General features: G+C 69.5%; 22 protein-coding genes and 1 tRNA gene. 7 read left to right on the forward strand and 16 right to left on the reverse strand.

Annotated elements, in window-relative coordinates; all coding sequences use genetic code 11:
- The first annotated feature begins 216 nt into the window (after nt 1-216).
- Genes ACUZ2Y_RS17975 through ACUZ2Y_RS17990 form a run of 4 tightly spaced genes read left to right on the forward strand, consistent with a single transcriptional unit; the run spans nt 217 to nt 3,456 of the window.
- A complete protein-coding gene (locus ACUZ2Y_RS17975; protein ID WP_476320315.1) occupies nt 217-726 on the forward strand; it encodes a hypothetical protein in 510 nt (169 codons plus the stop codon).
- On the forward strand, nt 723-2,045 hold the full coding sequence (locus ACUZ2Y_RS17980; protein ID WP_476320317.1) for a DUF3631 domain-containing protein: 1,323 nt from the start codon (nt 723-725) through the stop codon (nt 2,043-2,045). The genes ACUZ2Y_RS17975 and ACUZ2Y_RS17980 overlap by 4 nt, the downstream gene beginning before the upstream one ends.
- Nucleotides 2,046-2,071: 26 nt before the next feature.
- Nucleotides 2,072-2,263, forward strand: a complete 192-nt coding sequence (locus ACUZ2Y_RS17985) for a helix-turn-helix domain-containing protein (RefSeq protein WP_476331907.1) — start codon at nt 2,072-2,074, stop codon at nt 2,261-2,263.
- On the forward strand, nt 2,260-3,456 hold the full coding sequence (locus tag ACUZ2Y_RS17990; RefSeq protein ID WP_476320319.1) for a tyrosine-type recombinase/integrase: 1,197 nt from the start codon (nt 2,260-2,262) through the stop codon (nt 3,454-3,456). The genes ACUZ2Y_RS17985 and ACUZ2Y_RS17990 overlap by 4 nt, the downstream gene beginning before the upstream one ends.
- A 69-nt stretch (nt 3,457-3,525) precedes the next feature.
- Here ACUZ2Y_RS17990 and ACUZ2Y_RS17995 read toward each other — a convergent pair.
- A tRNA-Thr gene (locus ACUZ2Y_RS17995) sits at nt 3,526-3,599 on the reverse strand.
- A 104-nt stretch (nt 3,600-3,703) separates the two neighbouring features.
- On the opposite strand from ACUZ2Y_RS17995, the gene ACUZ2Y_RS18000 reads away from it, so the two are divergent.
- Nucleotides 3,704-5,344, forward strand: coding sequence for a hypothetical protein (locus tag ACUZ2Y_RS18000; RefSeq protein WP_476320321.1), 1,641 nt, complete (start codon nt 3,704-3,706; stop codon nt 5,342-5,344).
- A gap of 75 nt (nt 5,345-5,419) precedes the next feature.
- Here the strand turns inward: ACUZ2Y_RS18000 and ACUZ2Y_RS18005 are convergent, their stop codons facing one another.
- The 7 genes from ACUZ2Y_RS18005 to ACUZ2Y_RS18035 form a co-directional block, all read right to left on the reverse strand.
- Nucleotides 5,420-6,616: a DNA polymerase III subunit delta' gene (locus ACUZ2Y_RS18005; RefSeq protein WP_476320323.1), complete on the reverse strand. Its 1,197-nt coding sequence runs from the start codon at nt 6,614-6,616 to the stop codon at nt 5,420-5,422.
- On the reverse strand, nt 6,616-8,616 hold the full coding sequence (locus ACUZ2Y_RS18010) for a bifunctional MFS transporter/dTMP kinase (protein WP_476331909.1): 2,001 nt from the start codon (nt 8,614-8,616) through the stop codon (nt 6,616-6,618). Before ACUZ2Y_RS18010 ends, ACUZ2Y_RS18005 begins: the two co-directional genes overlap by 1 nt.
- A gap of 164 nt (nt 8,617-8,780) precedes the next feature.
- Nucleotides 8,781-9,053, reverse strand: a complete 273-nt coding sequence (locus ACUZ2Y_RS18015; RefSeq protein ID WP_476320326.1) for a hypothetical protein — start codon at nt 9,051-9,053, stop codon at nt 8,781-8,783.
- Between the two features lie 66 nt (nt 9,054-9,119).
- Nucleotides 9,120-11,909 carry a type I DNA topoisomerase gene (topA, locus tag ACUZ2Y_RS18020; protein WP_476320329.1) on the reverse strand — a complete coding sequence of 930 codons (2,790 nt, stop codon included), beginning with the start codon at nt 11,907-11,909 and terminating at the stop codon, nt 9,120-9,122.
- A gap of 145 nt (nt 11,910-12,054) precedes the next feature.
- The gene (locus tag ACUZ2Y_RS18025) at nt 12,055-12,642 is read right to left on the reverse strand and encodes a hypothetical protein (RefSeq protein ID WP_476320331.1); all 588 of its coding nucleotides are present in this window, start codon (nt 12,640-12,642) and stop codon (nt 12,055-12,057) included.
- Nucleotides 12,643-12,870: 228 nt separating this feature from the next.
- Nucleotides 12,871-13,479, reverse strand: coding sequence for a hypothetical protein (locus ACUZ2Y_RS18030; RefSeq protein WP_476320333.1), 609 nt, complete (start codon nt 13,477-13,479; stop codon nt 12,871-12,873).
- A 134-nt stretch (nt 13,480-13,613) separates the two neighbouring features.
- Nucleotides 13,614-15,902, reverse strand: coding sequence for a sodium-translocating pyrophosphatase (locus ACUZ2Y_RS18035; RefSeq protein ID WP_476320335.1), 2,289 nt, complete (start codon nt 15,900-15,902; stop codon nt 13,614-13,616).
- 259 nt (nt 15,903-16,161) lie between these two features.
- Here ACUZ2Y_RS18035 and ACUZ2Y_RS18040 point away from each other — a divergent pair, with 259 nt between their 5' ends.
- Nucleotides 16,162-18,471, forward strand: a complete 2,310-nt coding sequence (locus ACUZ2Y_RS18040; protein WP_476320338.1) for a DEAD/DEAH box helicase — start codon at nt 16,162-16,164, stop codon at nt 18,469-18,471.
- A 50-nt stretch (nt 18,472-18,521) separates the two neighbouring features.
- Nucleotides 18,522-19,354 (forward strand): IS5 family transposase gene (locus tag ACUZ2Y_RS18045; RefSeq protein WP_476320340.1). Its coding sequence is split into 2 segments (ribosomal slippage): nt 18,522-18,843 and nt 18,843-19,354, totalling 834 coding nucleotides; the frame shifts between segments, so codons are not numbered across the junction.
- Between the two features lie 9 nt (nt 19,355-19,363).
- On the opposite strand, the gene ACUZ2Y_RS18050 is transcribed toward ACUZ2Y_RS18045, so the two are convergent.
- The 8 genes from ACUZ2Y_RS18050 to ACUZ2Y_RS18085 form a co-directional block, all read right to left on the reverse strand.
- Nucleotides 19,364-20,374, reverse strand: a complete 1,011-nt coding sequence (locus ACUZ2Y_RS18050; protein WP_476320342.1) for a hypothetical protein — start codon at nt 20,372-20,374, stop codon at nt 19,364-19,366.
- Nucleotides 20,375-21,111: 737 nt separating this feature from the next.
- Nucleotides 21,112-21,741, reverse strand: coding sequence for a bifunctional DNA primase/polymerase (locus tag ACUZ2Y_RS18055; RefSeq protein WP_476320344.1), 630 nt, complete (start codon nt 21,739-21,741; stop codon nt 21,112-21,114).
- Between the two features lie 318 nt (nt 21,742-22,059).
- Complete coding sequence (locus ACUZ2Y_RS18060) at nt 22,060-22,434, reverse strand: Rv3654c family TadE-like protein (RefSeq protein WP_476320347.1); 375 nt, start codon at nt 22,432-22,434, stop codon at nt 22,060-22,062.
- Nucleotides 22,431-22,763 carry a TadE family type IV pilus minor pilin gene (locus tag ACUZ2Y_RS18065; RefSeq protein ID WP_476320349.1) on the reverse strand — a complete coding sequence of 111 codons (333 nt, stop codon included), beginning with the start codon at nt 22,761-22,763 and terminating at the stop codon, nt 22,431-22,433. The genes ACUZ2Y_RS18060 and ACUZ2Y_RS18065 overlap by 4 nt, the downstream gene beginning before the upstream one ends.
- Complete coding sequence (locus ACUZ2Y_RS18070; RefSeq protein WP_476320351.1) at nt 22,760-22,939, reverse strand: DUF4244 domain-containing protein; 180 nt, start codon at nt 22,937-22,939, stop codon at nt 22,760-22,762. The genes ACUZ2Y_RS18065 and ACUZ2Y_RS18070 overlap by 4 nt, the downstream gene beginning before the upstream one ends.
- Nucleotides 22,940-22,951: 12 nt before the next feature.
- Nucleotides 22,952-23,548, reverse strand: coding sequence for a type II secretion system F family protein (locus ACUZ2Y_RS18075; protein ID WP_476320353.1), 597 nt, complete (start codon nt 23,546-23,548; stop codon nt 22,952-22,954).
- Nucleotides 23,549-23,945: 397 nt separating this feature from the next.
- Nucleotides 23,946-24,731, reverse strand: a complete 786-nt coding sequence (locus tag ACUZ2Y_RS18080) for a type II secretion system F family protein (RefSeq protein ID WP_476320355.1) — start codon at nt 24,729-24,731, stop codon at nt 23,946-23,948.
- A gap of 721 nt (nt 24,732-25,452) precedes the next feature.
- Nucleotides 25,453-26,634 carry a TadA family conjugal transfer-associated ATPase gene (locus tag ACUZ2Y_RS18085; protein ID WP_476320357.1) on the reverse strand — a complete coding sequence of 394 codons (1,182 nt, stop codon included), beginning with the start codon at nt 26,632-26,634 and terminating at the stop codon, nt 25,453-25,455.
- Nucleotides 26,635-26,658 lie beyond the last annotated feature (24 nt).

Below are 26,658 nucleotides of genomic sequence, written 5' to 3' on the forward strand. Positions count from 1 at the left end.
CATCTAACCCGCTAACCCGCTAACCCTGGGCGGACTCCGCCCAGCTCACAGCCACAACCAGGCCATCTAACCCACCGGGTTAGAAATCTAACCCCGAGGGTCACGCCTAACCCGCGAACTAACCCGCCACACCGCCCTCTCCGCGACCCGCAACCAGCCACGGAGACGGCACCCCCTACCCAACTCTCGACTACCCACTGTCACTAAGGACTTCACATGACCAGCCCCACGATCGACCCGGAAACCATCGTCCTGGGCACCCTCATGCAAGCCACGCCCACCGAAGCCCACCCGAAGCTCACACGGTTGCACTACCGCGACTTCACCAACCCGACCGCCCGCCTCACCTTCGACCTCATGGCCGCGCTCGTGGCCGACGAGGTGCCCAGCCTCGACCCGGCAACGCTGCTCGGGTTCGCCGAACGGGTCGGCGCGTTCGGCGACACCAACCACGCGCACCTGTTGACCCGCTGGGTGTTCAACGCCTACACCGTCGCCGTCCCGTTGGTAGCACTCGACTTCCACATCACCCGGCTCATCGAGACCAGCTACCGCCGCCGCGTCACCGAACTCGGCACCGCCCTGGCCCAAGCCGCAGCGCGTCCCGTGCTCGCCGACCTCGACACCTTCACCAACCACGTCACCACCGAACTCGCCGCACACCGTGCCCGATTCACCACCCGCACCACGGCGACGCGGTCCACCACCATCGGGAGGGCCGCATGACCGCCGCGCTGCAACTCATCCCCGGTGACGCCAATCCCTACGCCAACGCCAGCGGGGCGGCGCTGCTCGACGCCGTCGAGCACTTCGTGTCGCGGTTCAACGTGTTCCCCTCGGAGCACTGCGCACCGATGCTGGCGCTCTGGTACGCCCACACCCACGCCGCCGCACAGCTCTACATCACCCCGCGGCTGATCCTGTCCAGCGCCGAACCCGGATCAGGCAAGACCCGCGTCCTGGAGGTCGCGCAGTTCCTAGTGGCCAAACCCAAGATGACCATGAACATCACCCCCGCCGCCATCTTCCGGCTGCTGCTCGACGGACCGATCACGCTGCTGTTCGACGAGGTCGACGCGGTGTTCAACAACAAGGGCGGCAACAACGAAGACCTCCGCGCGCTGCTCAACGCCGGATACAAGCGCTCCGCCACCGTGTCCCGCTGTGTCGGAGACGCGCGCTCCATGAGCGTGGCCGACTTCCCCGTCTACGCACCCGTCGCACTGGCTGGCATCGCAGGAGGAATGCCCGACACCATCGTGTCCCGCGCCATCACCGTCCACATGCAACGCCGCCGCCCAGACGAAGAAGTCGAAGAGTTCTGGGAACAGCGCGTCGAAATGGAAGCCGCCCCACTGCGCGCCGCCCTCGCCACATGGGTCGGCACCGTGATCGACGAGGTCGCCAACGGCACGCCCACCATGCCCGAGGGCGTCCGCGACCGGCCCGCCGAGATCTGGCGTCCCCTGCTCGCCGTTGCGGCTGCGGCTGGCGCACAGTGGCCCGCCAAAGCCGCCGACGCGTGCAAGCACTTCACCAACTCCGGCACCGGCCTCGAAACCGGCTCAGTCGGAATCAGGCTGCTTGCCGACATGCACGACGTGTTTACCGCCGCCGGGGCCGAACGCATGACCACGGCCGACCTGGTAACCGCCTTGCGGGACCTGGAGGAATCGTCCTGGGACGACCTCGACGGAAAGCCCCTCGACGGCCGCCGCATCGCTGCCGAACTCCGCCGCTACGGCATCCGCCCCCGTGACGTGAAGCTCCCCGGCGGGCGCGTCCTCAAGGGCTATGCCGCCACCGGACACGGCGGACTCGCCGACGTCTGGGCGCGCTACCTGACCACAAGCGCTACCTCCGCTACCTCCGCTACCGCGCAGGTCAGACCGGTAGCGGATGAAACCGAGGTAGCGCTACCTGCCGCTACCGCCCTGTTCGAGGTAGCGGCTGGTAGCGCTACCGAAAATCCATCCGCTACCGGTCTGACCTGCGCGGTAGCGGAGGTAGCGGAGGTAGCGCTTACAACCGGAGGTGCCCCGTGACCGCACCCGTGTCCGTCGTGCCGACCGTGGTCCCAATCCGGCACCTCTACCGAATACCGGAAGCGATGGTCCTGCTCTCCATGAGCCGATCGGTCATCTATGAACTCATCCGCTCTGGGCGACTCCGCTCCGTCGTGCAAGGCCGGACGCGGCTTATCCCAGCATTCGCAATCAACGATTACGTCCAACTTCTCATCTCCGAAGCGGGGGCAGCATGACCGAGCGTCGCAACCCGGGAGACGGAGCGCTCTATTGGAACGAAGAGCGTCAACGCTGGTTCGCAGAAGTCACGATCGGCTACAAGCCGAACGGAAAACGCATCACCAGGAAGCGCAGCACAAAAACGAAGACGGCCGCGAAAGAGCACCTGCGGAAGATGCTCCGCGACATTCACGACGGAGAGAAGTCGAAGGAGTCCGACGACTACACCGTTGAGCAAGCGGTGAACGACTGGCTTGCCTATTACGCCCTCCTGGGGCGCGACCCGAACACCGTTGCCAACCTCCGGTCATTGGTTGACAACCACCTCATCCCCCACCTGGGAGAGCGAAAATTGGTGGGTCTCACCGCCGACGAGGTGGAAGCCTGGTTGATCGATAGGTCGAAGATCATGGTCACGTCCACACTGCGTAATCTCCGTTCGGTCCTGCGGCGCGCAGTCACCCGCGCGCAAGTGCGCGAGAAGGTCCGGCGAAACGTCGTCCTTCTTTGTGACTGCCCCACTGGACAGGGCAAGGGAAGGCCATCCAAGGCCCTCACCTTTGCGCAGGCAGAAGCGGTCATCGCCGCAGCCGAGAAATCCACTATGCGCGGGTATGTGGTGCTTTCATTGCTGACCGGTGCCCGTACTGAGGAACTACGCGCACTGACATGGGCTGATGTCGACTACCACGGAAACCCAAAAGCGGCACCGCCCGTTCTACCGAGCGTCTCGGTGCTGCGTTCGGTCCGCGCGACCGGCGATACCAAGACGGAGAAATCCCGCCGGGCACTTGCGATTCCCCAACGTGCGATCGATGCACTGAAAGCCCACCAGGTCCAGCAGGATGAAGCCCGCAAGGCGGCAGGGGAACTCTGGCAAGAAAACGGTCTGGTATTCGCGACGATGTTCGGAACAGCGCAGGACGCGAACAACGTGATCCGCGACTTCCGTCGGGTCGTCAAGGCGGCCGGTCTGGACGCTGCGAAGTGGACACCTCGTGAGTTGCGTCACAGCTTCGTCTCGCTGCTGTCCGACCGGGGTGTGCCGATCGAGCAGATCTCGCGGCTCGTGGGCCACGCGGGCACGTCGGTGACTGAGCGGGTCTACCGGAAGCAGATCCGGCCAGTGATCGAGGACGGGGCTGTGGTCATGGATCGCCTGTTCCCCATGGCCGACCAGGAGGACGAGGTCGAGACCGGGGCCGCTTAGTCACCCAGTTTGTCACCCAGAGACGAGTCAGGCCCCGTCCACTCCACAGTGGACGGGGCCTGACCTGCGAGCCGCCTAAGGGAGTCGAACCCTTGACCTATTCATTACGAGTGAATCGCTCTAGCCGACTGAGCTAAGGCGGCGTGCTGGCGGCAACTATACCGGGTGCGAATCGCGTCACTTGAGGGGCCTAGTGTCGTTTAATCCATAGCCGGTCCGCGTGGATCGCCCGAGGAGGACCCCGACGATGTCCCGACGCAAGTCTGCCGTGCTGGCGCTGCCCGCCGCGGCCGCGGTCCTGGTGATGGTCGCTTCCCCGGCGGCCGCTCAGCCGACCACCCCTGTGCCGCAGCCCGCGAACCCGAGCGCACCACCGCCGTCGGCGCCGATCGGGCCGCAGCCGCTGGGCCATGCCATCGGTGACGCGGGCACGGGCCTTGCCATCGTCCGGCTGCTGCCGAACTCCACGCCGACCAAGACGATCATCCCGGGCGCCGAGGACAAGCTGCCGAAGCAGGCCGCCGCGGAGATGGGCATCGGGCTCGCCAGCGCGCAGGCCAACTCCGAGGCCTACCTCTCCTTTGAGAAGGCCATCGCGCAGTCCGCGCCGGGTGGGTTCGCGTTCCAGGGCGTCAGCCCGCAGGCGCCGGGCGCGCTGTCGCAGACCGCGCCGCCGAACAACCCCCAGCCGAAGACCGCTGGGCTCAACCTGCCGACCTCACCGCTCGACACCCTGGTCAAGGCCGGGCTGCTCAACGGCCGGGTCCAGGCCAACTGGAGCGACACGCTCGGTCCGTGTGTCGACACCATCGCCGACGCCGCCACCGAACTGGCGAGCCTGTCCGCGCTCAACGCCATCCCGACGCTGCCCGGCGGCACCGACCTCACCGGCGTGTTCGACGCGCCGAACCTGGATGCCAACGCCGACAAGGCGATCATCGAGGGCATCAAGGGCCTGGCGGGCCCGCTGAGCACCCTCGGCGGCGTGCTGGGCGGCCAGGGAACCAAGACCACCGACGGCAAGGGCTCGCTGCTGAGCCTGCCGAACACGCTGTCGGCCCGGGCGGTCGTGAAGCTGGTGCCCATCCCCGGCTCGGCCAACAAGGCGGTCCAGTCGACCTCGACGCTGCAGGTCGCGGCGCTCAAGCTGCTCGCGGGCACGCCGTACGAGGTGTCGATCAACGTGGTCAGCCAGCCGACGCTGCAGGTCACCTCGACCGGCGACGAGAAGACCTCGACGGTCAAGTACACCGCGCCGGTCCTCGAAGTCGTCCAGGGTGGCAAGAGCCTGGGCAAGCTCGACGCCGCGAACCCGAAGATGGACCTCCCGATCGGGATCCCGCTGCCCGGCGCACCGTCCATCCCGGGCGCCGACAAGCTCCCGATCATCGGCGGCCTGCTGGGCAACGGCGCGGGCGCGCAGGAAGCCATCGCGGGCGGCCTGCAGAAGCTCGACCTCGGCGTCATCCGCCTGTCGGTGGCGAACCTGACCCAGAAGGGTGAGAACGCGACGCAGCCGTTCAAGGGCTACCAGCTCGGCGCCACCGCCCGCATGCTCGACCTGCAGGTCCTGCCCACCGACGCGCTCGGCCTGCCGAACCTGCCGTCCGCGCTGGCCCAGGTCTCGCTCGGCGAACAGGTCGCCCGCGCGTTCGCGCCGACCGGTGGTGTCGTCTGCGGCACCGCGACACCGACGCAGCCGCCCGCCCCCGCGCCGCAGGGCAAGCAGACCCCGCCGCTGGCCTACACGAGCGCCGCGTACCAGTCGGTGCCGATGTTCTGGTCGGGCACCGCGATGCTCCTGGTGGGTGTCGTGCTGGTGGCGGCACTGCCCCGCCGCCCCCGAGTCGCACAGGTGAAGATCACGCCGGATCGGCACACCGACTGATCGATCAAGGGGCCGCACCCCGTCTGGCTTCGGCCAGGCGGGGTGCGTGCGTTTCCGCGGCTGGGCGCGTGGACCTCAGCCTGAATAGAGCACGGCCACCATCGCCTCGATGGCGATCTGCGGCTTCACGTTCTGCTCCAACGCCTCCCGGCACCCGAGCACCGCCTCAAGCCTGCGCAGCGCCGACTCCGGCGACCAGTTCTGTGCGGCCCTGACCGCGTTATCCGCGTGGTCCGGATGGTTCAGCGTCGTATCCGATCCCGTGTGGACCACCAGGACATCCCGGTAGAACCCCGCCAGGTCCACCAGGGCGAGGTCCAGCACGTCCCGCTTGGTGCGGGTGGCCCTGGACTTCTGCCGCTTCTCCAGCTCCTTGATCGCGCCCGCACTCCCCCGCGACGCCGACGCGGTGCCCTTGCCCGTGCCGCCATGGCCCATGGCGGTCCGCAGGGCGTCCTTCTCGGCTTCGTCGCGGGTTTCGCTGACCTCGGTGGCGTCGGCCTCCGCTGCTTTCACCAGTTCGCCCGCGGCGTCGAAGACGTCGGTCATTCTGCGCAGTTGCAGCGGGATCTTCAGAACCTTCTCGCGGCGGTCGCGGGCCGCCGGGTCGGTCGCCAGTCTGCGGGCACGGCCGACGTGGCCGCCGCAGACCGAGGCGGCCCAGTTCGCGGTGTCGGTGTCAATCCCGTCGCGCAGGCGCAGGACTTCGCTGATCGCGTCCGCCGCAGGGGTTCGCAAAGCGATACGGCGGCAGCGGGAGCGGATCGTCACCGAGACGTCGTCCGGGTGGTCCGATGGCGCGCACAGCAGGAAGACCGTCCGGGGTGGTGGCTCTTCCACCGCCTTGAGCAGCGCGTTCGCCGCGCCCTCGGTCAGTCGGTCGGCGTCGGTGATGACCACGACCTGCCAGCGGCCGCCGGTCGGCCTGCGGGCGGAGGTCTGCACCAACGCGCGCATCTCGCTGACCGAGATGGTCAGGCCCTCCGGGACGACCATGCGCACATCGGCGTGGGTGCCGCCCATCGCGGTGTGGCAGCCCTGGCACTCGCCGCAGCCCGGCACCTCCTGGCCCGCCGTGCACTGCAGCGCGGCGGCGAACGCCCGCGCGGCGACGGAGCGGCCGGAGCCGGGTGGACCGGTGAACAGCCAGGCGTGCGTCATCCCCGCGGCCGTGCCGGTGCCATCGACCAGCCGGGCGCCCGACTGGGCGGCGGCGGTGAGGACCTCGACGGCGTCCGGCTGCCCCACGAGCTGCGACCAGACTCCACCCATCAGGAAGCCCGCTCCGGCACGAGGTCGCCGAGCCTGCGGCCCGCGAGGGTGGTCTGCACCGCGAGGCGGACCCGGTCGGCGACATCCTTCATGGTGCCGTCGCCGTCGACCACCACGTAGCGGTCGGGATCAGCCGCGGCCATATCGGTCAGCACGCTCTGCACATGCCAATGATGCTCGGTGTTGCCCGGCGACTTCGGGAGGGTGCCCGGATCGCGGTCGAGCAGCACCGTGATGTCGGGCCGTAGCCGTGACGTCGCCCAGTCGGCGAGGCCTTCCAGTTCCGCGGGGTCGAGCCCGGCCGCGACCGAGAGGTGGGCCAGCGGGCTGTCGACGAAACGCTCCATGACGACCAGGGCACCGCGTTCGAGCGCGGGACGGATCTCGCGTTCGACCAGGTCGGCGCGGACCGCGGCGGCCACCAGCGCGTGGGCGCGGGCGCTGGACAGCGAAGCGCCGGTGAGCACCGCGTGCAGCCGTTCGTCGTCGAGCGCCGGGTCGGTGGCGAGGAAGACTTCCCGGCCGGCCGGGCCGCGCAGCCAGTCGGCGAGCAGTTGGGCCTGGGTCGAGGTGTCGAGGTGGGTGTCGCCCTCGACGGCGATGAGCAGGCCGGTGGACCGCCGCGGCTTGCCCCGGATGGCGGCGACCAGGTCGGACAGGATCGTCTCCGACCGGCGGTCATCCATCTGCCGGTAGGCGACGATGCCGACGAGCGCGGCGATCAGGCCAGCGCCGAGCAGCACGGGCCGGGTCCCGTCGACGAGCATCTGCTTGCCGAACAGGCTGATCTCATGCGGCCGGACCAGGCCGACCAGCACCGGCGTCGCGGCCATCGCGCCGGCCAGGATGATCTTCATCAGGGACTGGTAGATGGCGTTGATGCGGCCGCGGATGGCGTCCTCGACCTGGGTGCCGATGATCGTGACACCGGTGAGGAACGCCGCGCCCGCGCTGGCCCCGAGCACCGCCACCGTGATCAGCGAGACGGCCAGGTGCGGGGAGAGCGCCACGAGCATCAGCGCCAGGCCCGCGACCACGATCGCGATGCCGAAGAGGCGGTTGTGCGGCAGCCTGCGGGCGAGCTTCGGCGAGCCGGTCATGCCGGTGGCGAGGCCGATGAACAGGGCGACGAACAGCAGGCCGAACGCCGACTGGCCACCGCGCAGACTGTCGGCGTAGAGCTGGGCGGAGCCGATCAGCGCGCCCGCGGCGGCGAACGCGCCGATCATGCCGACGAGCAGGCCGCGCACGATCGGCGTGGTCCGCACGAAGTGGCCTGCGTCCTTGACCATCGCTAGGAAGCCGTTCTTCTGCGGCTTGTCCTGGTCCTTGTCCTTGTCCTGCGGCTTGGCCACCACCGGAGCCCGTTTAGACAGCTCCGGGATGCGGGTGGCGACGATGATCGCGGCGGTCAGGTAGAGCAGGCCGTTGATCGTCAGGATGAACCGGGCGATGCCGAGGTCGCTGGTGCTGAACGGAAGCCCGAGGTTGGAGCTGATACCGGTGATGAGCGAGTAGAGGCCCGCGCCGCTGATCACGGCGATGCCGTAGGTCATCACCATGCCGAGCTGGTTGGCCGTCTCGACCTGGTCGGGCCTGCGCAGCAGGTTGGGGACCGCGGCGTCCTTCGACGGGATCCACAGCAGCGCACAGCAGCCGATCAGGAAGTTGCCGATGAACAGCCACAGCGTCGACCCGACGACCGCGATGGACAGGAACAGCCCGCACCGCGCGATGTCGGCTAGGACCATGACCTTGCGGCGGTCGAACCGGTCGGCGAACAGGCCGCCGAGGGGGGCGAACAGCAGGCCGGGCAGGAGCTGGGTCAGCACGACGCCGGAGAAGGCGAAGCTCTGCGCCTTGTAGTCGTGCGTCAGCGACGCCACCAACCCGGTGAGAGCGAGCAGTGACAGCCAGTCACCGACACTGCACAGGTAGGTGACACCCCAGAGCCTGCGGAACGGCCGGATCGCCAGGACACTGCGGGCCCGGTGCGCCATGGACGCTTCCGCGCCCGTGGGCTGCTCCTTGGTCCTGAGCTGTCCGTTCGGGCCCCCGCCGATGCCCTCCACCCCATTTCCACGCCAAGTGTCAAGCCCAGCGTAGCTGGGATGTCGGGACAGGCTCGCACAAACCGAACCCGATCGGGCTCACTTTGCGTGATCTAGTTGACAAGTCCATTGATCATCCCGAGGAAACCGCTGACCACCTGGTACGCGATGAAGAGCAGGACGACGGCGGCGAGGATCACCAGCGACACGCTCAGCTTGATCCTCCGCACCCCGGCGCGCGGCTCATACGGCCACCCCAGACGTGGCGGGTACTCGATCAGACCGAGCCGCACGATCGGGGCGACGGGCGGCCGGACGGCGCGCGGGAGCCGGAGCCGAGAGGGATCCAGATCGCGCTCGTCGTCAGCACGGAACGATTCACCCATTCGGGGCCCCTCTCGGGTGGGTTACCCCTCGCAGGCTAAACGTTCACCCGTTTGAGCGGCAGAGGGCTACGACTTCGATTTCGCCGGAGCCTTCTTCGCGGGCGCCTTACGCCGAGCGGGTGCCTTCTTCGTCACCGGACCCTTGGCCCGCTTCTCGGCCAGCAGCTCCGCGGCACGTTCGTCGGTGAGCGTTTCCACGCTGTCGGCCTTGCGCAGCGAGCCGTTGGTCTCGCCGTCGGTCACGTACGGCCCGAACCGGCCGTCCTTGATGACCATCGGCTTGCCCGACACGGGATCGTTGCCCAGTTCGCGCAGCGGCGGGGCCGACGCGGCGGCCTGCCTGCCGCGCTTCTTCGGCTCGGCGTAGATCTTGAGCGCTTCCTCAAGGCTGACGGTGAAGATCTGGTCCTCGGTGGTCAGCGAGCGCGAGTCCGTGCCCTTCTTCAGGTACGGCCCGTAGCGCCCGTTCTGCGCGGTGATCTCCGCACCGTCCGCCGGGTCGGTACCGACCACGCGGGGCAGCGACAGCAGCTTCAGCGCGTCGTCGAGGGTGATCGTGTCCAGGGCCATGTCCTTGAACAGCGAGCCCGTGCGCGGCTTGGGCTTGGCGGGCGCCTTGGCCCGGGTCTTCTTCGCGCCCTCGGCGGGCGGCGGCGGCTCCTCGGCCTCGGGCAGGACCTCGGTGACGTACGGGCCGAAGCGGCCTTCCTTGGCCACGATCTCGTTCCCGGTGACCGGGTCGTTGCCGAGGCTGCGCCCCTCCATCGGGGTGGAGAACAGCTTCTCGGCCAGCTCCAGGGTCAGCTCGTCGGGCGCCAGGTCCTCGGGCACATTCGCCCGCTGCGCCGCGCCGTCGACCTCGCGCTCCAGGTACGGCCCGTACCGGCCGACCCGCACGACGACCGGGCGGTTCTCGGCGTCGGTGAAGACCGGGATGGAGTTGACCTCCTTGGCGTCGATGTGTTCGACGCCGGAGCCGACGAGCTTCTTGAGCCCGCCGGAACGGCCGACCGAGCCCTCGGGGCCGATCTCGCCGCCGAAGTAGAAGCCGGTGAGCCAGTTGGTGCGCTGCTGCTCGCCGAGCGCGATGCGGTCGAGCTCATCCTCCATCGCGGCGGTGAAGTCGTAGTCGACGAGCCGCCCGAAGTGCTGCTCCAGCAGGCCGATCACGGAGAACGCGATCCACGACGGAACGAGGGCCGAGCCCTTCTTCCACACGTAGCCGCGGTCCTGGATCGTGTTGATGATCGAGGTGTACGTCGACGGTCGGCCGATCCCGAGCTCTTCGAGGGCCTTGATCAGGCTGGGCTCGGAATACCGCGCGGGTGGGCTGGTGCTGTGGCCGTCCGCGGACAAGTCGGCCGCGGTGACCGGCTGGCCCTTGACCAGCAGCGGCAGCCTGCGCTCGGCGTCGTCGGCCTCGCCACCGGTCTCGGTGTCGACCGCCTCGACGTAGGCCCGCAGGAAGCCGGCGAAGGTGATCGTGCGGCCCGAGGAGGAAAAGACGCACTCCTCGCCGCTGGCGGCGGCGCCGCTGATCCGCACGGTCATGGTCGTGCCGCGCACGTCGGCCATCTGGGAGGCGATGGTGCGCTGCCAGATCATCTCGTACACGCGGAACTCGTCGGTCTCCAGCTCACCCGCGACCTGACCGGGGGTGCGGAACACCTCACCGGCCGGTCGGATGGCCTCGTGCGCCTCCTGGGCGTTCTTGACCTTACGGGTGTACTGCCGGGGCTGCGGCGAGACGAACTGCGCGCCGTAGAGGTCCGTGGCCTGCTGGCGGGCCGCGGTGATGGCCGTCTCCGAGAGCGTGGTGGAGTCGGTACGCATGTAGGTGATGTAACCGTTTTCGTACAGCCGCTGGGCCGCGCGCATCGTCCGCTCGGAGGAGAAGCGGAGCTTGCGGCCCGCCTCCTGCTGCAGCGTCGAGGTCATGAACGGCGCGTACGGCTTACGGGTGTACGGCTTCTCCTCGACGCTGGAGACGGTGAGCGCGGCGCCCGCCAGGCTCTCGGTGAGGCGGCGGGCCTCGGCCTCCTCCAGCAGGAGCACATCGGTGCCCGCCTTGAGCTGACCGTCCTGACCGAAATCGCGGCCGGTGGCCAGGCGGGTGCCGTCGACCGACAGCAGCCGGGAGCCGAACGTGGGCGGCTCGACCTCGGCACCCGCGTCCATCGTCGCGGAGATGTCCCAGTAGGTGGCGGCGACGAACGCCATGCGCTCGCGCTCACGCTGCACCACGATGCGGGTCGCCACGGACTGCACGCGGCCCGCCGACAAGCGCGGCATGACCTTCTTCCACAGGACCGGGCTGACCTCGTAGCCGTAGAGGCGGTCGAGGATGCGGCGGGTCTCCTGGGCGTCGACGAGGTCGCGGTCGAGCTCACGGGTGTTCTCGGCGGCGGCGCGGATCGCGGGCTCGGTGATCTCGTGGAAGACCATCCGGCGCACCGGCACCTTGGGCTTGAGCGCTTCGAGCAGGTGCCACGCGATGGCTTCGCCCTCGCGGTCGCCGTCTGTCGCGAGGTAGAGCTCGTCGACGTCCTTGAGCAGGCCCTTGAGCTCGGTGACCGTGGCCTTCTTGTCCGGCGTGACGATGTAGATGGGCTCGAAGCCCTGGTCGACGTTGACCCCCAGGTTCGACCAGGACTCGCCCTTGTACTTCTCCGGAACCTCGGCTGCCTTGCGCGGAAGGTCACGGATGTGGCCGCGGGACGACTCGACGACGAAGTTCCGGCCAAGGTAGGACGCGATCTTGCGCGCCTTGGCGGGCGATTCGACGATCACCAGCCGACGAGGCTGAGCGCCGTCGGTGCCACCACCGTTCTTCTTCGTCCCTGTCGAGCCAGCCACGCTTTCCCGCTCTCTATGACGCCGTCTTGAGCCCCGTGTCAGCCAGTCAGTGTGCACGCCGCACAGCCGATGCCCTATTTCAGGGGCTCTCCGTGCCTGCCTGGACAGGCCGAACGAGTATGAACCTGTACCACCTGTAGCACGCTCAGGACACGACGCGCATCCGGGAAACCTCGGGCCACTGTCCCCCGCAGCCCGGGTCGACCAGCGGCCCGACCAGCTCACGGAGCCGGGCCAGCCGCCTTCGTCCGACGATCTTCAGACCGGACCCGTCCACCTGCGCCGTCGCAGGCAGACCGCACCGCGCCAGGCTCTCACGCAGTGGCTCATGGGTGTCCGGCACGGCCTGGTCGACCGGCAGGACATACCCGCTGTTGTCCCAGCGGCCCGCCGCCAGCACCCACATCCGCAAGGTAGCGCCATCCGGCGTGAACCCGCCAGGCACCACCTTGTCATCACCGTCGGACCACGCGGCGGCGAGCGGCGCCAGGTCGACCCGGAACGCGGTGCACACGATCGTGGCCTGTTCCTCGACCCGGACCTGTGCCCGGACGCCCCGCTCAGCGCACGCGGCGACCAGCGCCCTGGCCCGCCAGACGTCGTCGACCGGCACGATCAACTTGGCCGTGGCCTTGGCAAACACCACCGTCCGGCCCGGCCCGCACAGCAGCCCCGCGAGATCTGCCACTCGCGGCTGAGTCGCCTCGGCGGAGAAGAACGACAGCTGCGCCACGGCGGCCAGAATAGAACAGAAGTTCGATAAGCGTAAAGGACTTCGGTTACCGAACACGTTCGGGTGATGGCTAGCCCGCCTCCCCGGAATTCTGGGATTTGGTCACCCTTCAGGTGACGGGTGCGGCTGGGCGCGAGCCGTGGTCGGGTTCCGTCACGGTCCCCTTACGCGGCGGTGAGTCGCAAGCTTGTTTGGGTCAGGGCGTACTCAGCTAGGTGGTGGGCGTACTCAGGAGGTCGGGGGGCTGCTGGTGGCGGGCTCGTTGAGGGCCTTGCACTTCTCCGACTTCTCGAAGGCCTCGTTGAGTTCCTTGTTGCCGCGCAGGCCCTTGGTCGGGTCTTCCATCTGGGAGAGACCCTGGAGGTCCTGTCCGACCTGGGCCATCCCGGCCTGGAACGCCTGCGGGTTGCTCGCGTCGACCTTCGCCAGGTTGTCCTTGGCCTTGGTGACGGTGTCCTTGGCGGTCGCGAGCGAATTCTCGACGGCCTTCGCGGCGGCGTCGCCGTCGGCGACCGGGGGCGTGCCCGCGTCCCTGATCCCGGAGATCATCCGGTCGAGAGCCTGCGCCATCCCGCCGAGATAGGTGACGAACCCGTCCTTGGTCGCCTGGAGGTTGTTCGGGTCGCCGGTCGGCGTGTCCTGGAACTTCTCGACCTCGGGGGCGACCGCCGCGCAGACCTTGTCGGCCCACGCCACGGCGTCGCCGTTCGCGGCCGCCGCCGTGGTGGTCGTGGTCGTGGTCGTGCCGGAGGTGGTCGGCGCGTCCGATCCGCATCCCGCCAGACCGAACGACAGCGTCACGGCAGCCGCGGCGAACGCGGCGAGACGACGAACCATGGTTCTGCTCCTTGATGGGTGCTCCCGGGTGGCGACTCGATGCTCGCACGCCCCCGGCACCCCCGCCGGGCGGCGACGCGAACGGGGCCGGTCCCGCCCGACGGCGGAACCGGCCCCGTAGCACTACGTCGGAATCAGACTCCGTTGGAGACCGTCTCCGCCGGCGTGTCGGCGATCGCCGTACCGCGACGCTTCGACACCACCACCGCGACGACGATCAGCACCACAGCCACGGCCGCGATCGTGACCCGAAGACCCGTGGAGGCGTCCGGGCCGACCGAGAACGAGACGATGGCGGGCGCGATCAGCAGCGAGACCAGGTTCATCACCTTGATCAGCGGGTTGATCGCGGGACCGGCGGTGTCCTTGAACGGGTCGCCCACGGTGTCGCCGATGACCGTGGCGGCATGCGCCTCGGACCCCTTGCCGCCGTGGTGGCCGTCCTCGACCAGCTTCTTCGCGTTGTCCCACGCACCACCGGAGTTGGCCAGGAACACCGCCATCAGCGTGCCCGCCGCGATGGCACCGCCGAGGTAGCCCGCGAGCGGGCCGACACCGAGGCCGAAGCCGACGGCGATCGGGGCGAGGACCGCGAGCAGACCCGGGGTCGCCAGCTCACGCAGCGAGTCGCGGGTGCAGATGTCGACGACCTTGCCGTACTCCGGCTTGCCGGTGCCTTCCATGATCCCGGGGATCTCGCGGAACTGGCGGCGCACCTCGAAGACGATGGCGCCCGCCGCGCGGGTGACCGCGTTGATCGCGAGACCGGAGAACATGAACACGACCGCAGCGCCGATCAGGATGCCGAACAGCACATCCGGGCTGAAGACGATGAAGTCCTCGGTCTTGAAGGTCTCGCCCGCCTTGCCCAGCGCCTCGACGATCGCGGTCTGGTACGACCCGAACAGCGCGGTCGCCGCGAGCACCGCCGTGGCGATCGCGATGCCCTTGGTGATCGCCTTGGTGGTGTTGCCGACGGCGTCGAGCTCGGTGAGGATCTGCGCGCCCTCAGGGGTCACGTCGCCGGACATCTCGGCGATGCCCTGGGCGTTGTCCGAGACCGGGCCGAAGGTGTCCATCGCGACGATGACGCCCACGGTGGTCAGCAGACCACAGCCGGCGAGAGCGATCGCGAAGAGCGAGACGATGATCGAACCGGAGAGCAGGAACGCGCCGTAAACCGCCGCGCCGATAACAATCGCGGTGTAGACAGCGGACTCGAAGCCGACCGAGATACCCGACAGGACGACCGTGGCCGCACCGGTCAGCGAGGTCTTGCCGACCTCCTTGACCGGCTTGTGGTCGGTGCCCGTGTAGTAGCCGGTCAGCCAGAGGATGACGCCGGCGAGCACGATGCCGATGATCACGGCGATGGAGGCGATCAGCGCCGGGCTGCCCGGCTCACCCGCGGTGGTGCCGCCGGTGAGTTCCGCGAAGGAGTTCGGCAGATAGATGAACGCCGCCGCGGTGCAGAGGACCGCCGAGAAGAGCGCCGAGATGTAGAACGAGCGGTTGATCGCGGTCAGGCCGCTCTCGCCCGCGCGGGCCTTGGTGATGTAGACGCCCAGCATCGCGGTGATCACGCCGAGCGCGGGGACGATCAGCGGGAAGAGCAGGCCCTGCACACCGAACGCGGTGCTGCCGAGGATCAGCGCGGCGACCAGGGTCACCGCGTAGGACTCGAACAGGTCGGCGGCCATGCCCGCGCAGTCACCCACGTTGTCGCCGACGTTGTCGGCGATCGTGGCGGCGTTGCGGGGGTCGTCCTCCGGGATGTTCTGCTCGACCTTGCCGACGAGGTCGGCGCCGACGTCCGCGGCCTTGGTGAAGATGCCGCCGCCGACACGCATGAACATCGCGATCAGCGCGGCGCCGAAACCGAAGCCCTCCAGGACCTTCGGGGCCTCGCCTGCGTAGACGAGCACGACGATCGCGGCGCCGAACAGGCCGAGGCCCACGGTCGCCATGCCGACCGCGCCGCCGGTGCGGAACGCGATGCGGGTGGCCTTCTCGCGGCCGCCCTCATCGTTGGCCGCGGAGGCGACGCGCAGGTTCGCCTGCGTCGCCAGCCACATGCCGAGATAGCCGATGGTGAACGAGAACACCGCGCCCACCAAGAAGAACAGGGACCGGCCTATCCGTTCGCCGCCGCTATCCGCGGGAAGTAGGAACAGCAGCAAGAACACCGCGCTGCCGAATACCAGAAGCGTGTTGCGCTGCCGCTTGAGATACGCCGCCGCGCCCTCTTGCACCGCTTTGGCGATTTCCTGCATCTTCGTGGTCCCTGTGCCAGCGGCCAGGACCTCCTTGAGCAGGACATAACCAACGGCAAGAGCGGCGAGGGCGATCGCGGCGACCACGACGACAACACCTTTGTCGCCGCCGGTGAGCGTCAGGTCCGCCGCGAGGGATTGCCCGGACATCCGTCCTCCTGATGATCTGCCTGTTTCAGCGCCGACATCCGCCCGAGCGTGCATCGACTCCGATTTCGACGTGTGCACCACCACATTCGGTGGGATGACGGCGGAGTCTATTGGTAAGGCGGATCACAGACGCGAGCCGTCCCATAACGTGCACTGTAAGTGATGTTACGTGGGCTTATTGTGACGAAGATCTCATGATCATCTCCGGCCGATTCGCCTACCGAGCAACAACGTCACACCCGTGTGCCAAGCTCGACCCGTGGGTTCGGAACGCGGCGCCGTGCTGCTCAAACGGGTCCTCGCCGGGGTGCCCGCCGGGGAAGATCCACTGACCCATGTCGCCGAACTGCCCGAACGCGCGGCCACCGCCGTCCCGTGGCCCTCGTGGACCCCCTCGCGTGTCCGGGAGGCGTTCGCCCAGTGCGGGGTCATGGAGCCGTGGGCGCACCAGGTCGAGGCGGCCGACCACGCGCACGGCGGCCGCAGCGTGGTGATCGCGACCGGGACGGCGTCGGGCAAGTCGCTGGCCTACCAGCTGCCGGTGATCTCCGCCCTCCTCGACGAACCGCGCGCGACCGCGCTCTACCTCTCGCCGACCAAAGCCCTTGGCGCCGACCAGCTGCGCTCACTGCGCGCCTTGGACCTGAACGACCTGCGAGCCTGCGCCTACGACGGCGACACCCCGATGGCCGAGCGCGACTGGGCGCGGGCGCACGGGCGGTGGCTGTTCACCAACCCGGACATGCTCCACCGCGGCGTGCTGCCCGCGCACGGCCGCTGGGCGACCTTCTTCCGGCAGCTGCGGTACGTGGTGGTCGACGAGTGCCACACCTATCGTGGCGTCTTCGGCTCCCACGTCGCGCTCCTGCTACGCAGGCTGGCCCGCATCGCCCGCAAGTACGGGTCCGACCCGGTGTTCATCCTGGCCTCGGCCACGGTCGCCGACCCGGGCGCGTCCGCCACCCGACTGTCCGGAATGGACTGTGTGGCGGTCACCGACGACCACTCCCCGCGCGGCGCCCGGACCGTGGCACTGTGGGAGCCGCCGCTGCTCGAAGACCTGTCCGGCGAGAACGGCGCCCCGGTCCGCCGCTCGGCGGGCGCCGAGACCGCCCGGATCCTCACCGACCTGGTGATCGAGGGAGCCCGCACACTGGCGTTCGTCCGCTCCCGCCGAGGCGCCGAACTCACGGCGCTGAGCGCCCGCCGCGCTCTGTCCGAAGTGGACCCAGAGCTGGCCGACCGGGTGGCCGCCTACCGCTCCGGGTACCTGCCCGAGGAGCGACGAGCCCTGGAGAAGGCCCTGGCGTGCGGCGATCTCCTGGGCGTGGCCAGCACGAACGCGTTGGAACTCGGCGTGGACATCGCGGGCCTCGATGCCGTGGTGGTAGCCGGATTCCCCGGCACGGTGGCGTCGTTCTGGCAGCAGGCGGGTCGCGCGGGCCGGGCGGGCGACGGGTCGCTGGTGGTGTTCGTGGCCCGCGACGACCCGCTCGACACCTACCTCGTGCACAACCCGTCGGCGATGCTCGACAAGCCGATCGAGGCGACAGTCACCGACCCGGGCAACCCGTATGTGCTGGCCCCGCAGCTAGCCTGCGCGGCGGCCGAGCTGCCGCTGACCGTCGACTGCCTGCCGACATTCGGGCCGGGTGCGCGCACGGTGCTCGACGGCCTGGTCGACGACGGAGTCCTGCGCAAACGGCCGGCGGGTTGGTATTGGACGGCGCGGGATCGGCCACACGGCGATGTCGACATCCGCGGCTCGGGCGGTGAGCAGATCGCGGTGGTGGAGTCGGACTCCGGGCGGATGCTCGGGACGGTGAGTCCGGGCAGCGCGTGCACGTCGGTCCACCCGGGGGCGGTGTACCTGCACCAGGGCGCGTCCTATGTGGTGGACGACCTCGACCTGGAGGCCGGGCTCGCGATGGTGCACGCGGAGAACCCGGAGTGGTCCACGCAGGCACGCGAGGTCGTGGACATCTCAGTGCTGGACACACAGTCCCGCGTGGTGCACCGGGCGGGCGCGGGCGAGGTGACAGTGTGCCTGGGCGAGGTCGCCGTGACGTCCCAGGTCGTCGGCTACCTGCGGAGACTGCCGTCGGGTGAGGTCATGGACCAAGTGCCACTCGACCTGCCCGAGCACACTCTGACGACCCGGTCGGTCTGGTACACGATCAGCGAAGACCTGCTCACCTGCGTTGCCCCGGCGACGATCCCGGGCGCCCTGCACGCGGCCGAACACGCCGCCATCGGCCTGCTGCCCCTGTTCGCCACCTGCGACCGCTGGGACATCGGCGGCGTCTCCACCGCGCTGCACCCGGACACCGGCAAACCCACGGTCTTCGTCCACGACGGCCACCCCGGCGGCGCCGGTTTCGCCGACCGTGGCCACGCGGCTCTCGTCCCTTGGCTCACTGCCACCCGCAAGGCGATCAGCGGGTGCGAATGTCCGAGCGGGTGCCCGTCCTGCGTGCAGTCACCGAAGTGCGGCAACGGGAACGAGCCGCTGGACAAGGCAGGCGCCGTCTCGGTGCTGTCGACGATCCTGCGGGTGTTGAGCCCTTAGACCACATCTCATTTGGGTGGGTTGGCTGGTAGGCGATATGTTGATCAACGATGAACGATGTGGAGAAGTGGTGTCCGGAGCCGTTGTGGCTGTTGGCGTATCCGGTGTTGCCCGACGCGCCGCAACGCCACCAGGGCGGGGGTCGGCGCCGATTGGACGACCGTGTCGTGTTGGCGGCCATCTTGTACGTGCTACAGACCGGATGTGCCTGGTCGGCGCTACCGGCCTCGTTCGGGGTCAGTGCCCCGACCGCGCATCGGCGGTTTACCGAGTGGGTCGCCGCGGAGGTGTTCGCTCGGCTGCACGAGGCTGTGCTGGACCTGCTCGGCTCCGCCGGTGCGATCGACTGGTCGCGGGCGTCGGTGGACAGCATGCACGTCCGCGCGGTCAAAGGGGGGATCTGACCGGTCCCAGCCCGGTCGATCGGGGCAAGCCCGGCAGCAAGATCCATGCGGTGAGCGAGCGCGGTGGCCTGCCGTTGGCCGTGGTCGTCACGGCGGCCAACCGCAACGACCACCTGGAACTGGAGACCGTCGTCGATGCCGTGGCACCGGTCAAGGGGCCAACTGGCAGGCCTCGCCGCCGACCACGCAAGCTGCACGCGGACAAGGGCTACGACTACCTGTCCTGCCGCAAGGCGTTGCGCCGGCGGGGCATCATCGCCCGGATCGCCCGCCGGGGCATCGAGTCCGCCAAGCGGCTGGGTCGCCACCGGTATGTCATCGAACGAACCCTGGAGTGGGTTTCCCGATTCCGTCGGCTGGCCCGCCGCTATGAACGCAAAGCCGCCCACTTCACGGCATTCGCCCAGCTGGCCTGCGCGGTGATCTGCTACCGCCGAGCCCTCAAACTGGATCTGCTGACTCACAACAACCCCAAATGAGATGCGGTCTTAGGCCGGTGGCAGCGCCGGCCACAACACGCCGGCGAGAGCCTTCGCCGCCGAGCAGTCCTTCGGCGCGGTGAACATCACGACCTCCGCGACGGCGTACTCCATCGCGCCGGGCAGGTCCTTGTTGTCGAACGGCCGCACGGACGTGCCGGCCTCGCAGTAGAACTTGCCGCCGTCCTGCCGGGGTCGGGTGGCGACGACCGTCTGACGGCCTGCGACGACCTCACTCACCGACGCACCGTCCGCCACCGGCGCGTACCCGGCGGCGAAAGCCAGGACGCCGTACGCCTTGTTGCTGGGCGCGCTCGAACAGACATGCCGGTCCAACTGGGCCTCGCGGCCACGCCGCGCGCCGGGGACCGCTTTGGACACGTCCGCGGGAAGCAAGACGCAAGCGTCCAGTCGCTCCAGCGAGTTGGCCGGGACCGGCCGCGGCGGCACCGTCCCGTCGTCGAACCGACCGACCATGGCGTCGATGGCGCGACGCACCAGGGGACACAGGCCGGTGGCGGGCCCGGACGCCCACACTCGCAGGCCCACGTTGTCGGGGAACACCACCTGGCTCGCGCAGCCGCCCGCCGAGCCGCCGCCGTACTCCTTGAGCCCGCCCGCGAGCGCCTTGGGTGCGCCCTTGACGGGTTTGGCCGCGACGTCGAAGAAGCGGCCCGCGTAGACGGTGCTGCTGGTCGGGGCGCCGATCTCGATCGCGCACCGCGCGAACCCCTGCGGGTCGGCAACTCTGGAGGCACCGAGGTCCTGGAGATCATCGGGCCGCAGGAACTCGCACAGGTCGGTCGAGACATCCACCCCGAGCATGTCGCCGCCGAACACCGCCGCCGCCGTCATGTTGGCCGGATCCACGGCCCGCGGCTTGGGAGCGGCGGAGCTCGATGACGTCGTGGGCGGCACGGTCGCGCTGGATGCGGGCGGGGCGTTGTTCCCTTGATCCTTGGCGCAACCGGTCAGGGATAAGCCCGCGCTGACGCAGGCAGCGAGCAGCGAAGTTCTCATGGTTCCCCCCAGAGATGTCGAAGAACGCAGCCTAATGGGCGCCTGGCCCAACGCGGCAGCCTCCGGGGCGTCAGCGGGCTGGCTGGTGCTCCCTCGCTCGGCACTCCCGGTCCGGGTCGCCAGACAGGGTGGCCGTGGAACCGGATCTGGCCGCCACCAACGTGATCACGCCGACCGACGTGGCCCACACCCCCGATCGCGCAGCGAGCCCGGCCGGACCTGAGCCCGGGGAAGAGCGGCAGGCGCCGGGGGGCCTTCCGGATCGCGCTTCCCTCACACACGGTGCCGGGCCGGATCCGTGCCGCCGGCTTGGATCGAAGCGAGCCTGGCCGAAACGCGGCAGGCGCCGGGGGGCGTCGGTGGGGACACCGACGCGCAACCCCGGCGCACTGCTGTGCCGCCGAGCGTGCGACTGGCCTGCTACCGCAGGGCCCTCGGGTGCCAAGACCATCGGCGGGGAGTACTCGCACTGCGCTGGGACACCTGGGAGGCGGTCGGTGTCGGGCAGGCGGTTCGTCCCGGGCGGGGTGTCGCCGAGTGCGGCTGGTGCCGCTGGTCTTCGGTTCCGTGGGCCGTGCGGGAGGCCGTCGCCTCCAGGTGCTGCTCGGCTGGCTGCCGGTCCGTCGCGCCCGCCGAGGGCGGGAGGTGGCGTGTGGCGCGTTGGAACCGGCGTTGGCGGGTGGCCTTCATCGCTCGCGGGAATGTCGAGCGTGAACCGGCCACAGTGGTCAGTTGGGCTAGTCCGCCCCGATGAGCTGGGTGACCAGTCGATCGCGGGTGGGTTCCTGCAAAGCGTCGAGCAGTGCGTCCTGCACGGTGCGCGAGGTCGGGATCTCCCAGCCGCACACGTCGGGCTTCACTCGCCAGTGGACGACACCGTGCTGGAAAGGGCTGGGCGGCAACGTGATCCAGCTGCCGTCCGCGTGCAGAGTGATGGTCGGCTCCGCCGCGAGCTCGTGGTTGAGCTCGGCGCCGGACTGGGTCAGGAAGAACCAGCGGCGGTCGGGCGTCGCGATGATCGGCACGGGCATGCCGACCGAGCGCAGCACGCCTGCGGCACGCCTGCCGAGGTCGTCGTCGACCTCGATCGCGTCGTAAACCTTGCCAGTGGCCAGAAGCAGGCTGTAGGGACGACCGGTCCACCAGGTGGCGACCTGCTCGGCCTTGGTGCCGATGCGTTCCTGCCAGTCGCGGTGGACGGGCACGGGTCCGCTGTCCTCGACGCCTTCGCGTCCCGCCCAGTGCTCGCCTGCCGGATAGGTGCCCGGAAGAACGGGCCAACCGCGGAACGCGAGGCCGATCGCTTCCGCTCGCAGTTCGACCCGGAACGCTCTCCGCCAGCTTTCCGACCTATCGGTTTCCAACATCTCCGGCAGTGCCTCCTCGCGGTGCGGGCGCCGCGCTCGGCGGCCTATGACTACTAGACGACATTCGACGTGCGATACGTAACTTGCAGTCGACAACTGGTCGCTTTGACGAGGTGAGTGAAACGGCGGCGGAATGGCGGGTGAAGCGCCGCCAACCGGTCGTCGTCGACGACAGGCTGAAGTCGACGCGGTCATCCCGGGCTGCGGCGCCAGGTTCACCACCCCGCGCGACCACGGCTACGACCTGCGGAAATAAAGATCAACAACATGATCATCCGCTGCGGCAAGCCGCCGATCGGGCGGTGACTGTGATGCCGTTCACCGTGCGAGGTCGACCGTTTGACCGTTGCCGACCGGCCCCGCCCTTGCGGCGGATTCAGCCGGGCCGAACGCCGCGATCAAGCTCGGCGGTTGGGCGGCAACATGCACGGACACGTCCCAACCGCTCAGCCGACAGCCGACCAGCTCCACATGCATGCGGTCGGCCACCCACCGGGCCCGGGCGCAGGCGGTCTCCTCACCGGACACCGCGTGCACGGCACCCGACAGTGCTGCGAGGTCGGCCGCCGCCTCGGCCCGGTGCCTGGTCGCCAGGGCCGCACCGAACCCCGCGACCAGGCCCGCGAGCACCATCACCATGGCGATCACTCCCGCCGCCCACACCGTCGCGACGCCCTCGTCGCCCGATCTCATGGGTCGGACGTCCCAGGCTCCGCGATCACGTATGCGTCCGCCCGTAAGCGGATGCCCGCCGAGGAATCGGCGTGGACCTCGACGGAGACAGCGTCGCCGTCCCGCCGGATCAGGATGTCGGCCCCACGAGGCGCGAGGCCTGCCGCGACCGTCCGCCCACGGTCCACCTCACCGCGCGCGGCCAGCCGCGCGGCCTCCCGAGCCGCGTCGATGCAGCGCATGTGGTCGGTGACGGCCAGCAAGGCACCGACAACGAGCGTGAGGACGACCATCAGCGCCGACATGACGACAGCCGCCTCGGCCGTGACAGCGCCGCGGTCGGAGGTCACGCCGCACCTCCCATCGCCCGGGCTATGAGCGCGTTGAGGCCGCTCATGACCGCGTCGCTGTTGACGACGGCCAAGAGGATGCCCGCGAACGCGGCGGCGGCGATGGTGCCGATCGCGTACTCGACGGTGCTCATGCCGTCGTCGGACCGGCGGAGGCGGTGCAGGAACTGGGTCATCTGGATCTCCATTCAGAGGTGGTTCGACAGGACGCCCGCCAGCCCGAGCACGATCGGCACTACGCCCAGGCAAAGAAAGGCGGGAAGAAAACAGAGCGCGAGCGGCCCACTGATCAACACGGCCGCACGTTGCGCCCGCACCTCCGCGGCCTCACCGGTCCGCGCGCGGGCATCGGCCGCGAGGGCCCTGGCGACACCGGCGAGTGCCGCCCCCGACCGCGCCGTCCGGCGGGCACCGCGGGCAAGCCCCGCCGTCGCCGGACACTCAAGCGCGAGCGACCACGCCTCGACGGGGTCGCTGCCGAGGGCAAGGAGGTCGGCGGTGTCCCGCAAGGCCTGACCGGCGCGTTCCGGCAGGTCGACGGCAACCGCTCGGATCGCGGCCGGAACCGCCATCCCCGAAGACAGGCAGGCTGCGAGCAAGTCCCAGGTGGCCGCGTAGGTGCCGTCATCGGTGTCCCGCGACCGCCGAGGCAGTCTTCTTGAGAACCGTCGAGTTCCGGGGACGCCTGTGGTCGGCGACCCGAAGATCCGACCAAGCCGAAGCGCCGCGGACCGGTGTGGCACCCCAACCAGAACCGCTGCGGCGAGCAGCAGGAATTGGGTCATGGCGCGACCACCCGGCTGGTCAACCATGTCGACCACCGATCCAGCGACGAGCCGGCGATCCGAACCCGCCGAAATGCTGCGGACCACCCCAGCTCGCCAGGCAAAACCCCGACAACAAGCCGAAGAAACCGAGTCATAGCGACCACCCGACTCGCCAACCACACGAACCACAGATCCAACAGCCAGCCGACGAACCGAACCCGCCGACATGCCACAGACCCACTACCGCCCATATCCGCGACAGGAAGCAAGAGAAACTGGGTCATAGTGCGATCACCCGTTCGGTCAACCACACCGGCCGGATCAAGTAGCCTGCCGACCCCGCGGACCTGTCGAAGTGCCGCGGACCGGTGTGGCACACCGCCCAGAACCGCCAAGGCGAGCAGCAGGAATTGGGTCATCGTCCGACCACCCGGCTGGTCAACCACGCCGACCACAGAACGCCCGCGCACTCCAGCGCCACACCGACGACGAGCAGGACTTGGCCGCCGAACGAGTTCATGAGCACCGCCAACGGGGCCGCGCCCATCGCTTGGCCCAAGAGAAGGCCGATGACCGGCAGTCCGGCGAGAACCATGGCGCCGGCCCGGGGGCCCGCCATCCGGGCGATGACCTGTCTGGCGAAGCCGACCTGATGGTCGAGGTCCGCCCGGACCGCGTCCAGGACGTCCGCGAGCGCCAACCCATGGCGCGTGGCTAGGCGCCACGCTCGTGCGACCGCGGCTTCGGGCCCGGTCGCGCTGAACGCGCCGTCGAGGTCGCCGCCGAGCCGCACCGCCGCCGCGGCGGACCGCAGGGTCGCCGCGACCGCGGGTTCCGCGTCACGTGCCGTGCCTTCGGCTGCGTCTGCGGGGTGCGCACCTGCCCGCAACTCGGCGACGAGCGACCGGATTGCTTCGGCCAGCCCGGCTGTGGCGGCGAGGCGGGACCGGATTCGGCGGCGGTCCCGAATCTGGTGCCCCACGGTGAGTACGGCCATCGCGGCGGCAATGCCACACCCAGGACCGACCATGGCGGCGCAGACAAGAGCCGCTGCCAGTGCGGCGACGAGACCTGTGTGCTTCGGCTTGTAGAGGAGCGTCGCGCGTGGCCGAGTCGTGAGGCGTCGCAGTCGGAGGGAAGCCTGGTCGGACGGCCAGGCGAGAACGGCGGCGGCCAACAGCAGAACGGGTGGGATCAGCATCGGCCCTCACCTACGCGTTTGAGCAGGAGCAGCCGCGGCCTCGCAGTCGCCCAGTAGGTCGCCCGCAACCACGACTCGAACCGGGTCAGTCGCGGAAACCTCGCGCAACCCCAGCGGAGCACACCCGACCACATCGACTTGACCGCGACCAACAAGCACTGACCCACGCGAGCTACGGCAGGCCGCACGCCGCCGCGACGACTCGGATGGGGCCAACCGCGCGAACTCTCCCGAGCCCAGCGGACCACGCACCACCACCGCGACTTCACCACGGCCGATTGTCGAGACCTCCCGTGAGCCCGATGCGCAGCCGCCTCCGGCCGCAACGAGCCGAAGACGATGAGCCGGCGAGAACTCACGCGAGTCCGGCAAGCCGCACGCCGCCACGGCGACTTGGTTTCGACCAGCCACAGACGCGTCCAACGCGCCGCCGGATTGGGCGCACACAACCATGACAACTCAAGCAAGGCGAGCCGCCGGAGACTCGGGCGAGGTCGGCAGGCCAGCCACCCGAGTGCACTCGACCGCGGCGACTTGATCCAGCTCAGCCGCGAAAGGCTTGTGCGGCCCCTCCGAACTCCCGGGCAGGCGGCCACAGCGGATCTCCGCGCAGCGGTGACGGTAGGGCGGCTCCCCTTCGTCCCGGGCCTGGCTTCGGCGGGAGTTGGTGTCCCGTGGCTGGACCTAGGATCCCCTTGCCACCGCTGGGGATCCGTTCGCGTCAGCATGGTGTTGGAAGCGTGGGCACGGAAACGCCCGCGTTCCGCAGCAAGGCGGTGAGGGCTGGGGCGGCCGGGGTCCACGCGCTGTCCTTCCATACGGGGGTTATCGCCAGGCCGGTGGGTGATCTGGTGAGCAGGGCGATCTGTTGTAGGTGTCGGGCTCCGGCCGATGACCGTCGCATGTGGAGGATCAGGTGGATGGCGGCGGCAGCCTGGCTGTGCAGGGCAGTGGCGGTCAGGCCGCCCAGGGCTGCCAGCGCTTCGAGGCGTGCGGGGACTTCCGTGGGTGAGTTGGCGTGGACCGTTCCGGCGCCGCCGTCGTGGCCGGTGTTGAGGGCGGCAAGAAGGTCGCAGACCTCCGGGCCGCGGACTTCGCCCAGCACCAGCCGGTCGGGGCGCATTCGCAGGGCTTGGCGGACCAGGTCTCGCAGGGTGATCTCGCCCGCGCCCTCGATGTTCGGCGGGCGGGTGACCAGGCGGACGAATTGGGGGTGGGCGGGTTGCAGTTCGCCCGCGTCCTCCACGCAGACGACGCGTTCGCCTGGTGGGACTTCGCCGAGCAGGGCTGACAGGAGAGTCGTCTTTCCGCTCCCGGTTCCGCCCGAGACCAGGAAAGCCAGCCGCGCGTGGACGATCGCGCGGAGGACGTCGTGAAGGTGGTCGTCGAAAGTGGCGAGGCGGCGCAGGTCGGTGAGGCCGTGGGCGGCGGGGCGGAGGACGCGAAGGGAGAGGCAGGTGCCCGCTTCGGCTATCGGGGGCAGCACGGCGTGCAGGCGGATTCGGGTGTTGGTGGCCGCGCTCGGCAGCCAGCCGTCGACGTAGGGCTGGGCGTCGTCGAGGCGGCGGCCGGCGGCCATGGCCAGTCGCTGGGCGAGGCGGCGGACGGCGTCTTCATCGCGGAAGTGGATTTCGGTGCGCCGCAGGCCCCCCGGGCCGTCGACCCAGACCTGGTCCGGTGCGGTCACGAGGACGTCGGTGGTGGCCGGGTCGCGGAGCAGCGGATCGAGCGGGCCCGCGCCGACGAACTCCTGACGCAGCAGGGTCAACGCGGTGAGGACGTCGTCGTGGCCCACGACCCCACCGGCTTCGTCGCGGACGGCTTGGGCCACGGCGGCGGAGGTGATCTCCCGGGCGCCGCCCGCGAGCCGCCTGCGGACCCGGTCGACAAGGTCGGTCGTCACTGCCGTCCCCCCGGTCATGATCCG

The organism is Actinokineospora sp. UV203, from assembly GCF_056323665.1.